Raw genomic sequence first — 15128 nt, 5'->3', positions numbered from 1 at the left:
GGACACGCCGTAAACCCATCCCTGGGGGCTCGTAGTGCGGCATCCATGCCGCACACGGTCCTTCATCGGGCTGCCCGATCACCTCCTCGTGGAAGGTCGGTTGCGCGGTTCGAACAGCGGAGCAAACGAAAAACGGCGAGCCTTGGCTCGCCGTTTTTCGTTGAGAGCGACGCGGGCTTTACTTCACGTCCACCCACACCAGATGGTGGTCGCTGCCGTCGGCAATCTTGGCTTCCGGGCTGTCATTGGCGGGCCAGAACACGCCGCTGCCGATGTAGCTGAAGCCGACAGAGGGCAGGACGTAGTCCAGGCGCATGGTGCCGGACTTGGGGCCGAAGTCGCCGGTGGCGTGGAAGGGGGCGCCTTTGCGGACGATGCCTTTCTCGGCATAGGCCAGGCTGGTCTGCTCGGCGCCGACGCTGCGCGGGGTGGGGTAGCGCAGGACGCGGGCGTTTTCGATCAGTTCGACGATCGCTTCGTGGCGGCCGTCGCCGTCGGCCGGATCGTTGTTGAGGTCGCCAAGGATGACGAAGCGTGCGTCCTGCGGGAGGCCGCCGCAGTGGCCGCGGTCATCGCACAGCCACGACGTGTCACGGTCCTTGAGGTAGTCCTGCCAGAGGCGCAGTTCGTCGTGGTTGCGGGCGGCGTTGCGCTTTTCCGGACCGTCGAAGACCGGCGGGGTCGGGTGCGAGACCAGGGCGTGCACGGTGCCGTTCGGGGTGTTCACCGGAACATCCCAATGCGATTTGGACGACAGGCGCAGCTGTGACCAGACGTGGTCGTTGTAGAAGGATTTCCCGGTGCGCGGGTCGATCGGGCGCAGGGCGCCGGGCATCGTGCTCCACTTCAGCAGCTGGAAGCTGCGGACCTTGGCGTCATCGATCGGGTAGCGCGACAGCACCAGCATGCCGTACTGGCCCGGGTGCAGGCCGTAGCCCCAGGCATCGTTGCCACGGGCGCGGCCTTCGCCGCCGATCTCGCCGTTGTTGTCCAGGTCCAGGCCGCTCTGCACGCCGGTGTTGACCGGGGCGAGGTAGCGGTAGGCGTAGTGCAGCGGCTCGCCGCCGCCCGGCTGGGCGGATTCCAGGTAGCGCTTCTGGAACAGGTCGGCGGCGCGGTGCGCATCGTCGTAATCGAACTCGTTGAGCAGGACCAGATCCGGGCGGACCTGCTGCAGGACGGCGGCGATCTTGCGTGCGTGTTCGCTGTCGCCCTCAAGCTCGGCGATCAGGCCGCCGGTCTCGTCGCTGTACAGGGAGGTGTTGTAGGTGGCGATCCGCAGCGGTGCGGAAGTGGAATCCGGCATGGCGGCGGTCTTGGCAGGGGTCTGTGCGCAGGCGCCGCAGAGCAGGGCCAGGGCAAGGATCAGGGGATGGGCTTTCATCCGCCTATTCTGCACCCGTCGCGGTGTCAGTGATGCGTCAGCGGCCGTCCGATTCGTCGTCGAACGCGTGCCAGCGGCGACCGTCATAGGCCTCCAGCGGGCGGAACCGGCGCTTGTAGTCCATCTTGCGGTGGCCGCGGATCCAGTAGCCCAGGTACAGGTGCGGCAGCTGCTCGCGCTGGGCCCAGGCGATCTGCTGCAGGATCGCGAAGGTGCCCAGGCCGCGATGGGCCTGGTCCGGATCGAAGAAGGTGTAGACCGCCGAGAGCCCCTGCGGGGTCACGTCGGTCACGGCGACCCCGAGCAGCGGTCCGCGATGGCCATCCTCGGCCGGGCCGCGGATTTCGATGAAACGGCCCTGCGACCAGCGCCCGATCAGGAACTGGTCGAACTCGTGCGGGCCGTGCTCGTCCATGCCGCCCTGCGCGTGGCGGTGGGTGAGGTAGCGGTGGTACAGCGCGAACTGCTCTTCGGTCTGCTCGGCCGCGACGATCCGTACTTCCAGATCGGCATTGCGGGCCAGGCAGCGGCGCTGGCTGCGGTCCGGTGCGAAGCGGGCCACGGGGATGCGCACGGCCACGCAGGCATGGCAGTCGGCGCAGTGCGGGCGGTAGACCAGATCGCCGGAGCGGCGGAAGCCCCAGCCGAGCGCCATCGGGTACAGCGTGCCCAGGCGCGGATCGTTGGGATCGAGCACCAGATCGCGCGCGGCCCGTTCCGGCCAGTAGCCACAGGGGTGGTCGCCGGTCTGGAACAGTCGCAGCTCGTCGTCGCCGTCGCCGTGTATTGCCATGCCCACAGCATAGCCCCGTGCCGTCGCAGCCGCCGCGACTGTCTGCCAAATGAACACGGCCGGCCGGGCTGTCAACGGTGCTGGCGCCCACGCGTTGTTACCGGTGTGGGTGCCACGCACCGCACGCAGTTTCCCTCACTAACCGGAGTTACCCATGCGCAACCGCACATCCCTCCTGCTGCTGGCCCTGCTGCTGTCCACCGGTGCTGCCGGCCTGGCGGTCGCTGCCGATACCCCCGCCGCCGGCGACAAGCCCGCCCGCGCCAAGCTGGATACCAACGGCGATGGCTTCATCGACCGCACCGAAGCGTCGAAGGCGCCGCGTCTGGCCGCGCAGTTCGACACGCTGGATGCCAACAAGGACGGCAAGCTCTCCCGCGAGGAACTGCCGCGCTGGCACGGCAAGCGCCACGGGCGTGGCCCGGGGGGCCATGGCGATTGGATGGCCAAGCTGGACACCAACAAGGACGGCCGCATCAGCCGCGAGGAAGCCAAGGCCGATCCGCGCCTGGCCGCGCGCTTCGATGCCATGGACGTCAACAAGGATGGCTACCTGGACAAGGCCGATCGCGAGCTGCGCATGAAGCAGCATCGCGATGCCTGGTTCGCCGCAGCCGACACCAACAAGGACGGCCAGCTGAGCAAGGCCGAGTTCGATGCGGCCAAGGGCCCGTTCGGTGGCCCGCGTGGCGATCATCGCGATGGCAAGCACCGCGACGGCAAGCCGCCGATGCCGCCGAAGGCACCGGCCGCGAAGTAAGCGGTACGAAGGTGTTGCACGAGAAAAGCGCCGGTCATCGACCGGCGCTTTTCTGTTTCAGATCCGTCCGTTCTTGTACATCGCCCAGACGATGGTGCCGACCACGAACAGGTTCATCACCCACAGCGCCTTGCGGCCGTACAGCGACTCGTATTTCCAGTTCGGGCCGGTGCGTCCATGGCGCGCCGCATCGCGCGCGATCATCGGGGCCATGATCCGCTGCAGCGGAACGAGACACTGATAGTTGATCATGGACAGGCCGACCGCCAACGCCACCACGGGCCAGTACCAGGCCAGCGGCAGGAAGCTCAAGGCGAACACGGCCACGCAGGTCACCAACGCGGTGAAGGTGCTGTAGTGCACGAACCCGCGGATGGCGGTTCGCTCGCCCTCGTTCTCGGCGTACGAGAGCAGGTAACGACCCCCGAGATAGCTGCCCAGCACGCCTCCGACCACGCCGCCGGCGATGGCGCCCCACGCGAAATCCGGCGGCAGGACATGACTCTGGCTGGCCGCTGCACTCAACGAGCCCAGGGCCGCACCGCCGGAGACACTGGCACCGCCCAGCCCGAGCTTGCTGGTGCCCAACCCGGTGCCGAGCAGGATCGCGGCACTGGCGGTGCCGGGCGCGGCGACCAGCACCATCGAAACCACCGTCGTGGCGAACGCCGCGCTCGGCGCGCTGCTGCGCGCGAACTCGCTGAACCGGCGCATCATCTCTTCGCGCACGGTGGCGCGAGCGCGTGACAGTCGCTTGCGCACGGCGGCGTCACTGAGGCCGAGCAGATCGGCGACCTGCTGTGAGCTCTGGCCTTCGCGGTAATACAGCAGCAGCGTCTCGCGGCTGTCTTCGGGCAGCGCCGAGATGATCTCTTCCGCCGCCAGCTCCTCTTCCACCCGCTGCAGGTGCTCCGGGGCGCTCGGGCGGGGGTCGGCGGCCATGTTGATGGCGATCTCGGCGGCCTCGCCGGACAGCGGCCGGCCGCGGTTGGCGCGCAGCCAGTCACGGGCGAGGTTGCGGGTGATCTGGCGCAGCCACGGCAGGAAGCTGGCATGGCTGTGCAGCTGGTTGAGCTGCTGCCAGGCCTTGATGAAGGCTTCCTGCGCGATGTCCTCGCTGGCGTGCACGTCGCGGGTGATCGCCAGCGCGATCGCGGTGACCGTGTTCTGGCAGGCCAGCACGATGCGCCCGTAGGACTGCTGGCAGCCGCCCGCGGCGGCGGGCAGTTCGCGTTCGAGCGTAGTGGTCAGCGGATGCGTCATGGCACGTTCCCCGGCGGTGATCCGAGTATGACGATGCCTCAACCGGAATGTGACCGGGTAGTGCCGGCCGCTGGCCGGCTCTGCAGGATTCCAACCGTACGAGGAGCCGGCCAGCGGCCGGCACTACCCGTTATTCAGTTGGCTGGATCCGGACCCGCACTTCCTCTTCTTCCGGTGGGGTGGCCGCCGGTGCGGTCGGCGACGCGGCCGGCTGTACCGCCGGGGCCGGCGCTGGCGCCACGGTGGGGGCGCCGCGGTGGCGCATGACCACCACCATCGCCACGGCAGCGATCACCAGCAGCAGGCCGATGCGGATGCGCCAGGCCCAGTTGCGCGGTGCGTCGTTCTGGGCGACCTCGTCGCGGAACGCGAACTGCGCGGTCGGGTGATCGCGGCGGGTGGTTTCCAGCAGGCGCGCATCACGCAGGATCTCGCGGGCGCGCGGCTGGTCGTCGGCATGCACCACCCACAGGGTCGGGTGGGTGGTGGCCTTTTCCTTGTCCAGATAGCTGAACTGGCTGCCGCGCTTGCTGTGGTACGAGCGCCCGTTGGTGATGCGCACTTCGATGCCGGCGTCGCGCAGCAGTTGGGCCACGCCTTCGACGGTCTCCACGCGCTGGCTGTTGAAGATCTGTCTCATGTCAGTCCTTGGCCGGTACGGCGGCGGCCGCGGCACTGTCGTCGACCACGCGGATCAGGCCTTCCTGCGCCGTGCTGGCGACCAGGATGCCGTTGCGGGTGAAGAACTGGCCACGCGCCAGGCCGCGCGAATCCTGCGCGCTGGGGCTGTCCAGCGAATACAGCAGCCAGTCGTCGGCACGGAACGGGCGATGGAACCAGATCGCATGGTCGAGCGAGGCCATCTGCACGTGCGGCTGGTAATAGCTGATGCCGTGCGGGAAGGTCGCGGTGCCGAGCAGGTGGAAATCCGACGCGTAGGCGAGCAGGGCCTGATGCAGTTCGGGGGCATCGCCCACGGTCTCGTTCAGGCGCAGCCACACCTGGTGGTACGGCGGGCGCTTGGGCGGATGGAGTTCGTCGCGCGGGTAGACATGACGGAACTCGAACGGGCCGCCGCGCGAGAGCCAGCGCTGCACCTTGATCGGCAGGCGATCGAGCACGGCCTGCGGCAACGGCTGGTTCGGCTCGATGTCTTCCGGCTGCGGTACTTCCGGCATTTTGTGCTGGTGCTCGGCGCCGGTCTCGGCCTGCTGGAACGAGGCCGCGCAGAAGAAGATCACCTTGCCGTGCTGGATCGCGGTGACCCGGCGCACGGAGAAGCTGCCGCCATCGCGGGTACGGTCCACGTCATAGACGATGGGATGGTCGATGTTGCCGGCGCGCAGGAAGTAGGCGTGCAGCGAATGCACGTGACGGCCATTCTCGACCGTCTTCTGGGCGGCGGACAGCGCCTGGCCCAGCACCTGGCCGCCAAAGACGTACTTGGTGCCGATATCGCGGCTCTGGCCGCGGAACAGATTGTCTTCCAGGCGTTCGAGCGAGAGCAGGTCGATCAGCTCGGAAACGACGGGTTCGTGCGTGGCGGACAAAGGCGGCAACCTGGGTTGGACTGGCGCCGATTATACGGGGTCCGGTAGTGCCGGCCGCTGGCCTGCAGGCGCAGCGGCACGCAGCACGGGGTAGTGCCGGCCGCTGGCCGGCTCCTCGTCATGTCCAGGCCAGCGGGAGCCGGCCAGCGGCCAGCCCTACCGGTGGTGCGAGGGTGTCCGCCTTCGCGGATCACCCCTTGCCCAGCCTTGCGACCAGCCCGTGCAGCGCCTGCTGGGCGTCCGGGGCGTACCAGGCGTCCACGAAGCGGTCGAGCTGGATGAGGTCGGCGTGCAGTGCCTCGTGCAGGTCGGCGCGGGCGATGGCACGGGTCAGCAGCATCGGCTGGCGCGGCAGCTTCAGCAGGCTCTGCAGCCACGCCACGGCGCGGGCGACGACCCGATCCGCCTCGACTACCTCATCGACCAGCCCGATCTGCAGTGCACGCTCGGCCGGCACCATCTCGCCGCCGACCAGCAGGGTGGTGGCCCGATGGTGGCCGACCACGCGGCGCATCAGGCGCTGGATGCCTTCCGGCGCGACCAGCCCGACCTGCACTTCGTTCAGGCCGATCACCGTGGGATGGGCGGCATCGGGGCTGCGCGCGATGATCCGGTAGTCGCAGCACAGCGCCAGCACGCAGCCGCCGGCCGGGGCGTGCCCGGTCATGGCCGCCACCACCGGCACGCGGCATTCGGCCAGGGTGCGCACGGCGCCGAAGAAGGCCTGCCAGCTGTCCAGCAGCCTGTGCTTGTCATCGCCATGGCCGAGCAGGTGCGGCACGTCCATGCCGGCGCTGAAGATGCGCTCGCTCCCGGACAGCACGATGCCGTGCACATCCTCGGACATGGCCAGGTTGATCGCCTGGATCAGGTGCCGGCACAGCTCGGTGTCCAACGCATTGACCGGGGGACGCGCCAGCCGCAGTTCGCGGATGGGGCCATGGTTGATCACCTCGATGAGCGTCGTCATGCTGCAGTCTCGTTGCGGACAGGGAACGAAGCCGATGATAACCAAACCATTCGTGTGCGTATTGTTGGGACTGTGTGCGTTCGCAGCATCGGCGTCGGCGGTGGCCGATGCGCCTGCCTGCGTGTCACTGCGCGACGGCTGGGTACGGTTGCCGCCGGGCGCGATGCCGATGGCCGCCGGTTACGGGCGGATCCGCAATGACTGTCGCGAGACGGTCGTGGTGATCGCCGCCGGCAGCAAGGCGTTCGGTGATGTCTCGCTGCACGAAACCACGCTGGTCGACGGGGTCAGCCGGATGCGCGCGGTGGAGCGGTTGCCGATCGCGGCCGGTGTGACGGTCGAGCTGAAGCCGGGGGGCTTGCACCTGATGCTGATGCAGCCGGAGGTGGCGCTCAGCGAGGGCAAGGTGTTGCCGCTGCGGCTGAGCCTGGAAGACGGCCGCAAGGTGGATGGCATGCTGAAGGTCCGCAAGGCCGCGCCGTGAGAAGGGCGTCGGCGTCGGCGTAGGTGCCGGTCAGGAGCAATCACGATCCGCGCCAACAGACGGTAGTGCCGGCCGCTGGCCGGCACCCATGCACATCGATCCGGCGTCATGAGGTTGCCGGCCAGCGGCCGGCACTACTCAGGTGGACGCGGTGCGGATCGCCTCGGGCAACGGCGCGCTCTTGCCGGTCTGGGTATCCATCCACACCACCACCACGTTGCCGTCCGAATACAGCGTGCTGTCGTTCTTCTCGTCCACGATGCGGTGGCCGATGGTCACGCTGCTGTTGCCGAGACGCTCGACGAACAGCTCCACCACGATGTCGTTGGGCCACACGATCGGCAGGCGATAGTTGACGTTGGTCGCCGCCACCACCGGTGCGATGCGGTCGGTCATCGAAACGCCCTCCACGCCCAGCATCCAGCGCACGCGCGCCTCTTCCAGGTAGGAGATGTACTTGGCGTTGTTGACGTGGCCCATGCTGTCCATGTCGCGCCAGCGGACGCTGATCGGTACGCGGGCGAGGATCCTGTGTTCGCTGCTCATTACTTCTTCTTCGCCTTCGTGGTCTTGGCAGGGCTGGTTTTGCTGGGGGTTGCCGCACGCGTGGCGGCCACCGCCTTCTTGGCCACCTTGGCCGGCTTTTCCGGCTTGGCCTTGCGCGGCGGGCGGGCGTCGGGCTTGTTGGCCACGGCCGCCGGCTGTTCCGGGCGCGCGCTGGTGGAGGGCAGCATCTTGGCCAGGAACTGGCCGGTGTACGAGGTCGGGCAGGCCGCCACGTCTTCCGGCGTACCGGTGACCAGGATGGTGCCACCGCGGTGGCCGCCTTCCGGACCCAGATCGACGATCCAGTCGGCGGTCTTGATCACGTCCAGGTTGTGCTCGATCACCACCACCGTGTTGCCTTCGTCGCGCAGCTTGTGCAGCACGCCGAGCAGCGCCTCGATGTCGTGGAAGTGCAGGCCGGTGGTCGGCTCATCCAGGATGTACAGCGTGCGCCCGGTATCGCGGCGCGACAGTTCCTTGGACAGCTTCACGCGCTGCGCTTCACCACCGGACAGCGTGGTCGCGCTCTGGCCCAGCTTGATGTAGCTCAGGCCCACGTCGACCAGCGTTTCCAGCTTGCGCGCGATGCTCGGCACCGGCTCGAACAGCTTCAGCGCATCTTCGACGGTCATCTGCAGCACGTCGTTGATGTTGTAGCCCTTGTACAGGATCTCCAGCGTTTCGCGGTTGTAGCGCTTGCCGTGGCAGACATCGCAGGGCACGTACACGTCCGGCAGGAAGTGCATTTCCACCTTGATCAGGCCATCGCCCTGGCAGGCCTCGCAGCGGCCACCGCGTACGTTGAAGCTGAAACGCCCCGGCGAATAGCCGCGTGCACGCGCTTCGGGCACCTGCGCGTACAGCTCGCGCAGCGGCGTGAACAGGCCGGTGTAGGTGGCCGGGTTCGAGCGCGGGGTGCGGCCGATCGGCGACTGGTCGATGTCCACCACCTTGTCGAACAGATCCAGGCCGTCGACTTCCTTGTACGGGGCGATCGGGTGCGAGGAGCCGTTGATCTCGTTGGCGGCCAGCGAGAACAGGGTGTCGTTGATCAGGGTCGACTTGCCCGAGCCGGACACGCCGGTGATGCAGGTCAGCAGGCCCGACGGAATGTCCAGGTCCACGCCCTTGAGGTTGTTGCCACTGGCACCGCGCAGGTGCAGCGTCATCTTCGGGTTCGGCTTGTGCCGGCGCGCCGGGATCTCGATGGCGCGCTTGCCCGACAGGTACTGGCCGGTCAGCGAACGCGGCGCATCCAGGATGTCCTGCAGCGTGCCCTGGCCGACGATCTCGCCGCCGTGCACGCCCGCGCCCGGACCGATGTCCAGCACGTAGTCCGCCAGGCGGATCGCATCTTCGTCATGCTCGACCACGATCACCGTGTTGCCGAGGTCGCGCAGGCGGGTCAGGGTGCCGAGCAGGCGCTCGTTGTCGCGCTGGTGCAGGCCGATCGACGGCTCGTCCAGCACGTACATCACGCCGACCAGGCCGGCACCGATCTGCGAGGCCAGCCGGATGCGCTGGGCTTCGCCACCGGACAGGGTGTCGGCCTTGCGTTCCAGGGTCAGGTAATCCAGGCCGACATCGACCAGGAAGCCCAGGCGTTCGCCGATCTCCTTGACGATCTTGCCGGCGATCTCGCCGCGCCAGCCGGGCAGGGTCATGCCGCTGAAGAACTTCAGCGCATCGTCGATCGGCATCACCACCAGTTCCGGCAGCGCACGGTCGGCCACGAACACGTTGCGCGCGGCCTTGTTCAGGCGCTGGCCCTGGCACTCGGGGCAGTTGCGTTCGCTGATGTACTTGGCCAGCTCTTCGCGCACCGCCGAGGACTCGGTCTCCTTGTAGCGGCGCTCGAGGTTGGGAATGATGCCCTCGAAGCGATGCTTGCGCTGGGTGCGGCCACCGGCTTCGGTGAAGTAGGTGAAGGTGATCGTCTCGTCGCCGCTGCCGTACAGCACGGCCTGGCGCACGTCCTCGGGCAGGCTCTGCCACGGGGCGTCGGTGTCGAACTTATAGTGCTTGGCCAGCGAGGCGATCAGCTGGAAGTAGTAGGCGTTACGGCGGTCCCAGCCGCGCACGGCACCGGCCGAGAGCGAGAGCTCCGGGTGCACCACCACGCGCGAGGGATCGAAGAACTCGGCCATGCCCAGGCCATCGCAGCCCGGGCAGGCGCCGACCGGCGAGTTGAACGAGAACAGGCGCGGTTCCAGCTCCGGCAGCGAGTAATCGCAGACCGGGCAGCTGTACTTGGACGAGAACAGGTGCGCAGGCGCATCCTCCACATCCAGCGACTGCACCGAGACCATGCCGTCGCCCAGCTTCAGCGCGGTTTCAAAGCTCTCGGCCAGGCGTTGCTTGATGTCCTCGCGCGGGCGGAAGCGGTCGATCACCGCCTCGATGGTGTGCTTCTGGCGCAGCGCCAGCGGCGGCACCGCATCGATTTCATGCAGTTGGCCGTCCACGCGCACGCGCACATAGCCCTGCGCGCGCAGCTGGTCGAAGACCTGGGCGTGTTCGCCCTTGCGCTCGCGGATCACCGGGGCCAGCAGCATGTAGCGCTGCTCGGCATCCAGGGTCAGCACGTGGTCGACCATCTGGCTGACCGTCTGCGCTTCCAGCGGGTAGCCGTGGTCCGGGCAGCGCGGGCTGCCGACGCGGGCGTACAGCAGGCGCAGGTAGTCGTAGATCTCGGTGATCGTGCCGACGGTCGAGCGCGGGTTGTGCGAGGTCGACTTCTGCTCGATCGAGATCGCCGGGGACAGGCCCTCGATGTGGTCCAGGTCCGGCTTTTCCATCACGCTGAGGAACTGGCGGGCATAGGCCGACAGCGACTCCACGTAACGACGCTGGCCTTCCGCGTAGATGGTGTCGAACGCCAACGAGGACTTGCCCGAGCCGGACAGGCCGGTGATGACAATCAGCTTGTCGCGGGGCAGGTCGAGATCGATGTTCTTGAGATTGTGCGTCCGCGCGCCGCGGATGCGGATGAAATCCATCGCCATGGGGGATCCGTTGTGGGGCTTCGGCTCAGGGAGCCGGCAAGCGGGTGGGGCAATCGGAAACGGCAATCGGTCAGCCTACCGAGCTTGGGATTTGGGGGCAATCGCGGACTTTGCCACCCCCATGTCTCATTCCCTGAGACCCCGCCAGCCGGTTTCCTGAACCGTATTCAGCCAAATCAGGGTCCGAGCAGGGGGTGGGTTGACCCGAAGTGGTTGAAGTCATTAAAATTCCGCTTCTGTCCGCCCTCGATGGCGGCAGTCCATAGACCACAATAACTACAGAGGAAGTCTGGTCATGTACGCAGTACTGGTAACCGGCGGTAAGCAATACCGCGTGGCGCAGGGCGAAACGCTCCGCGTTGAAAAGCTCGAAGTCGAAGTCGGCAACGAGATCAAGTTCGACAACATCCTGATGCTGGGCGACAGCGATGGCATCAAGCTGGGCGACGCGCTGAGCGGCGCTTCGGTCACTGCCAAGGTCGTGTCCCAGGGTCGTGCCGACAAGGTCCGGATCATCAAGTTCCGTCGCCGTAAGCACCACATGAAGCGTCAGGGTCACCGTCAGTACTACACCGAAATCGAGATCACCGGCATTGCCGGTGGCAGCAAGTAATAAGGAGAAGCAGTCATGGCACATAAGAAGGGCGTAGGCTCATCGCGCAACGGTCGCGACTCCAACCCGAAATACCTCGGCGTCAAGATCTTCGGTGGCCAGGCCATCGACGCCGGCAACATCATCGTGCGTCAGCGCGGCACCCAGTTCCATCCGGGTACCGGCGTTGGCCTCGGCCGTGACCACACCCTGTTCGCGCTCGTCGACGGCAAGGTGGAGTTCTCGGTCAAGGGCCCGAAGAAGCGTCGTACCGTCAGCGTCGTCGCCGAAGCCTGATCTTCAGCGGTACGCAGGCGCCCACGCCACGGCGTGGGGTCGCTGACGAAAGCCCCGCTTCGGCGGGGTTTTTCGTTGGTATCCACTACATCAGGCGGGACATTTCCCGCCGCCGGCCCTGGATCGTACCGGGGCCGTTAGACTCTGCGGTGGGGTGCACCTCGCGCCCGCCGCCTCCAGATTGGCATCCAGAATCATGAAACTTGTAGACGAAGCAGAAATCCAGGTGATCGCCGGCAACGGCGGCAACGGCTGCATCGGTTTCCGTCGCGAGAAGTTCATTCCGCTGGGCGGGCCGGACGGTGGCGACGGCGGTAATGGCGGCAGCGTGTGGATCCGCGCCGACGAGAACCTCAACACCCTGGTCGATTTCCGCCATGACCGCATCTTCAAGGCGCAGCGCGGCGAGAACGGCATGGGCCGGCAGGCCTATGGCAAGGGCGGCGAAGACCTGGTCATCACCGTGCCGATCGGCACCGTGATCATGAACGTCAGCACCGACGAAGTGATCGGCGATCTGACCGCGCATGGCGACCGCCTGCTGGTGGCCAAGGGCGGCCGCGGCGGCCTGGGCAACATGCATTTCAAGAGCTCCACCAACCGCTCGCCGCGCCAGGCGCTGCCGGGCGAAGAGGGTGAAGAGCGCCTGATCAAGCTCGAGCTGAAGCTGCTGGCCGACGTGGGCCTGCTGGGCTTCCCGAATGCCGGCAAGAGCACCCTGATCCGCGCCGTGTCCGCGGCTACCCCGAAGGTGGCCGATTACCCGTTCACCACGCTGTACCCCAATCTGGGCGTCGTGCGCGTGGAGAACTACCGCAGCTTCGTGATCGCCGACATTCCCGGCCTGATCGAGGGTGCGGCCGACGGCGCCGGGCTGGGCGCGCAGTTCCTGCGCCACCTGCAGCGCACCCGCCTGCTGCTGCACCTCGTGGATATCTCCCCGATGGAAGGTGGCGTGGAAGGCGTGTCGCCGATCGAGCAGGTCCGGGCGATCGAGCGCGAGCTGGAAAAGCACGACCCGGAGCTGCTGGACAAGCCGCGCTGGCTGGTGCTGAACAAGGCCGACCTGATGTTCGAGGACGAGGCCAAGGCCGCCGCCGAGAAGATCGTCGCCGAGCTGGGCTGGACCGAGCCGTGGTACCTGGTCTCGGCCCTCGGCCGTGAAGGCACCTGGCCGATCATGAACAACATCATGGCCTTCTTCGATCGCCAGAAGGAAGACGAGGCGCAAGCGCGCGATGCGTACTGAGCGCAGCCACGCGCCCCTGAGAAACCCGGCTCCGGCCGGGTTTTTCTGTGGTGTCGCCGTAACCGCCGACCGGGCGGGCCGTCGCAGATCGCAGGCAACAAAAAACCCGGCCGGGGCCGGGCTTTTCTCTGCGGCTGGATCGAAGCCACGCATGGCGTGGCTCTACGACACCCGCAGCGCCGTATCAGGCGGCCTTGATGGCCTTGATGCGCGCGGTCAGGCGGCTCTTGTGACGAGCAGCCTTGTTCTTGTGGATCAGACCACGCGAGCTGAAACGGTCGAGGATCGGCTGGGCAACAGCGAAGGCTGCCTCGGCGCCGGCGGCGTCATTGGCATCCAGAGCCTTGATCACCTTCTTGACAGCGGTGCGCAGCATCGAACGCTGAGCCGTATTGCGCGCGTTGCGCACGACGGTCTGCTTGGCGCGCTTCTTGGCGGACTTGATATTGGCCACAGTGGTGGTTTCCTGAAAAATCGGTGTAATGGGAACAGCAAGCTGGAAAGTATGATGGCTCGAAAAATGTACGTCAAGTCAATTGTCAAGAGGGAACACGGGTGAGTTCACCAAGGATGTTGCGGGGCCTGCTGTCTTTCAGCAGCATGACCATGATTTCGCGGGTGTTGGGGCTGGTTCGCGACCTGGTCATCACCACCACGTTCGGCACCAATGCGGTGACCGACGCCTTCTGGGTCGCCTTCCGGGTGCCCAATTTCCTGCGCCGGCTGTTCGCCGAAGGCTCGTTCGCCACGGCCTTCGTCCCGGTGTTCACGGAAGTGAAGGAAACCCGCTCGCATGCCGAACTGCGCGAGCTGATGTCGCGGGTGGCCGGCACGCTGGGCGGGGTGCTGCTGCTGGTCACGGCGCTGGCGCTGATCTTCGCGCCGCAGTTGGCGACCCTGTTCTCCAGCGGGGTGGATACCGACCCGGCCAAGCATGGCCTGCTGGTGGACCTGTTCCGGTTGACCTTCCCGTTCCTGCTGTTCGTCTCGCTGACGGCGCTGGCCGGCGGGGCGCTCAACAGTTTCCAGAAGTTCGCGATGCCGGCGCTGACCCCGGTGATCCTCAACCTGTGCATGATCGCCGGCGCGCTGTGGCTGGCCCCACGGCTGGGCGGCACCCCGGAGAAGCAGATCCTGGCCCTGGGCTGGGCGGTGCTGGCGGCCGGGCTGCTGCAGCTGCTGTTCCAGCTGCCATCGCTGAAGGGCATCAACCTGCTGACCCTGCCGCGCTGGGGCTGGCGGCATCCCGGGGTGCGCAAGGTGCTGACCCTGATGGTGCCGACCCTGTTCGGTTCCTCGATCGCGCAGATCAACCTGCTGCTGGATACGGTGATCGCCGCCAAGCTGACCGATGGCTCGCAGTCCTGGCTGTCGCTGGCCGACCGCTTCCTGGAACTGCCGCTGGGCGTGTTCGGGGTGGCGCTGGGCACCGTGATCCTGCCGGCGCTGGCCCGCCACCACGTGAGCACCGACAAGGCCGGCTTCTCCAGTGCGCTGGACTGGGGCCTGCGCACGACGCTGCTGATCGCGATCCCGGCCATGCTGGGCCTGCTGCTGCTGGCCGAGCCGCTGATCGCCACGGTGTTCCAGTACGGGCGCTTCACCGCGTTCGATACCCGCATGACCGCGCTGTCGGTCTACGGGCTGAGCTTCGCCCTGCCGGCGTTCGCGCTGCTCAAGGTGGTGCTGCCGGCCTTCTACGCCCGCCAGGACACGCGCACCCCGGTCCGCGCCGGCGTGGCCGCGCTGGTGGCCAACATGGTGTTCAACTTCATTCTGCTGGCCGTGCTGTACCACGTGATGGTGCCGGAGGCGCTCAAGGCGCAGGGCGTGTGGGTCGCGCTGGGCAAGCAGCCGGGCCTGCATCTGGCGCTGGGCATCGCCAGCGCACTGTCCAGTTACCTGAACCTCGGCCTGCTCTGGTACTGGCTGGGCAAGACCGATGTCTATCAGCCCAAGCCCGGCTGGGGCGGCTATGTGACCAAGCTGGGGCTGGCCTGTCTGGCGATGGTCGCGGTGCTGCTGGCCCTGCTGTACGGGATGCCGGCGTTCACCAGCATGGACAAATGGCACCGGATCGGGAACCTCGCGCTGCTGGTCGGCGGCGGTGGTCTGACCTATCTGGTGGCGCTGGTCGCCATGGGCTTCCGCCCGCGCCACCTGAGGGAGCATTGATACGTGGACAGCCCGGCTATACTTCATGGCTATCTCTTGCAAAGCATCGGCCCTGGTGGG

Annotated in this window: 15 protein-coding genes; 6 read left to right on the top strand and 9 right to left on the bottom strand. The window is 67.0% G+C overall.

The features are described 5' to 3' along the window. Positions 1-178: 178 nt before the first annotated feature. Both HDC96_RS08330 and HDC96_RS08325 read right to left on the bottom strand, forming a co-directional pair. On the bottom strand, positions 179-1384 hold the full coding sequence (locus tag HDC96_RS08330) for an endonuclease/exonuclease/phosphatase family protein (protein ID WP_179459497.1): 1206 nt from the start codon (positions 1382-1384) through the stop codon (positions 179-181). A gap of 37 nt (positions 1385-1421) precedes the next feature. After that, entirely contained in the window at positions 1422-2177 is a 756-nt protein-coding gene (locus tag HDC96_RS08325; RefSeq protein ID WP_179459496.1) for an arginyltransferase, read from the bottom strand. A gap of 154 nt (positions 2178-2331) precedes the next feature. Between HDC96_RS08325 and HDC96_RS08320 the strand changes: the two genes are divergently transcribed. After that, complete coding sequence (locus HDC96_RS08320) at positions 2332-2937, top strand: EF-hand domain-containing protein (protein ID WP_179459495.1); 606 nt, start codon at positions 2332-2334, stop codon at positions 2935-2937. Between the two features lie 57 nt (positions 2938-2994). Here the strand turns inward: HDC96_RS08320 and HDC96_RS08315 are convergent, their stop codons facing one another. The 4 genes from HDC96_RS08315 to HDC96_RS08300 all read right to left on the bottom strand — a co-directional run bounded on the left by HDC96_RS08315 (position 2995) and on the right by HDC96_RS08300 (position 6720). After that, the gene (locus HDC96_RS08315) at positions 2995-4200 is read right to left on the bottom strand and encodes an RNA polymerase sigma factor (protein ID WP_179459494.1); all 1206 of its coding nucleotides are present in this window, start codon (positions 4198-4200) and stop codon (positions 2995-2997) included. 130 nt (positions 4201-4330) lie between these two features. Continuing rightward, a complete protein-coding gene (locus HDC96_RS08310) occupies positions 4331-4840 on the bottom strand; it encodes a DUF2007 domain-containing protein (RefSeq protein WP_179459493.1) in 510 nt (169 codons plus the stop codon). Between the two features lies 1 nt (position 4841). Next, positions 4842-5750 carry an acyl-CoA thioesterase II gene (tesB, locus tag HDC96_RS08305; protein WP_176990062.1) on the bottom strand — a complete coding sequence of 303 codons (909 nt, stop codon included), beginning with the start codon at positions 5748-5750 and terminating at the stop codon, positions 4842-4844. Between the two features lie 190 nt (positions 5751-5940). Continuing rightward, positions 5941-6720, bottom strand: a complete 780-nt coding sequence (locus HDC96_RS08300; RefSeq protein ID WP_179459492.1) for an enoyl-CoA hydratase/isomerase family protein — start codon at positions 6718-6720, stop codon at positions 5941-5943. Positions 6721-6754: 34 nt separating this feature from the next. Here HDC96_RS08300 and HDC96_RS08295 point away from each other — a divergent pair, with 34 nt between their 5' ends. After that, positions 6755-7204, top strand: coding sequence for a copper chaperone PCu(A)C (locus HDC96_RS08295; protein WP_179459657.1), 450 nt, complete (start codon positions 6755-6757; stop codon positions 7202-7204). A 138-nt stretch (positions 7205-7342) separates the two neighbouring features. Here the strand turns inward: HDC96_RS08295 and HDC96_RS08290 are convergent, their stop codons facing one another. Beyond that, the gene (locus HDC96_RS08290) at positions 7343-7750 is read right to left on the bottom strand and encodes a thioesterase family protein (protein ID WP_179459491.1); all 408 of its coding nucleotides are present in this window, start codon (positions 7748-7750) and stop codon (positions 7343-7345) included. Beyond that, the gene (gene uvrA / locus HDC96_RS08285) at positions 7750-10755 is read right to left on the bottom strand and encodes an excinuclease ABC subunit UvrA (RefSeq protein WP_179459490.1); all 3006 of its coding nucleotides are present in this window, start codon (positions 10753-10755) and stop codon (positions 7750-7752) included. Before uvrA ends, HDC96_RS08290 begins: the two co-directional genes overlap by 1 nt. 295 nt (positions 10756-11050) lie before the next feature. Between uvrA and rplU the strand changes: the two genes are divergently transcribed. The 3 genes from rplU to obgE all read left to right on the top strand — a co-directional run bounded on the left by rplU (position 11051) and on the right by obgE (position 12893). Then, positions 11051-11368: a 50S ribosomal protein L21 gene (gene rplU, locus HDC96_RS08280; protein WP_019184518.1), complete on the top strand. Its 318-nt coding sequence runs from the start codon at positions 11051-11053 to the stop codon at positions 11366-11368. A gap of 15 nt (positions 11369-11383) precedes the next feature. Continuing rightward, positions 11384-11644: a 50S ribosomal protein L27 gene (gene rpmA, locus HDC96_RS08275; protein WP_019184517.1), complete on the top strand. Its 261-nt coding sequence runs from the start codon at positions 11384-11386 to the stop codon at positions 11642-11644. A gap of 196 nt (positions 11645-11840) precedes the next feature. After that, on the top strand, positions 11841-12893 hold the full coding sequence (gene obgE, locus HDC96_RS08270; protein WP_176990057.1) for a GTPase ObgE: 1053 nt from the start codon (positions 11841-11843) through the stop codon (positions 12891-12893). A 184-nt stretch (positions 12894-13077) separates the two neighbouring features. On the opposite strand, the gene rpsT is transcribed toward obgE, so the two are convergent. After that, positions 13078-13347: a 30S ribosomal protein S20 gene (rpsT, locus tag HDC96_RS08265; RefSeq protein WP_019184515.1), complete on the bottom strand. Its 270-nt coding sequence runs from the start codon at positions 13345-13347 to the stop codon at positions 13078-13080. Between the two features lie 116 nt (positions 13348-13463). On the opposite strand from rpsT, the gene murJ reads away from it, so the two are divergent. Next, positions 13464-15068: a murein biosynthesis integral membrane protein MurJ gene (gene murJ, locus HDC96_RS08260; RefSeq protein ID WP_179459656.1), complete on the top strand. Its 1605-nt coding sequence runs from the start codon at positions 13464-13466 to the stop codon at positions 15066-15068. Positions 15069-15128: the final 60 nt, after the last annotated feature.

This window comes from Stenotrophomonas sp. JAI102, from assembly GCF_013409105.1.
Classification (GTDB): Bacteria; Pseudomonadota; Gammaproteobacteria; order Xanthomonadales; family Xanthomonadaceae; genus Stenotrophomonas; species Stenotrophomonas maltophilia_AA.
This window is presented reverse-complemented; position numbering and strand designations above follow the sequence as displayed.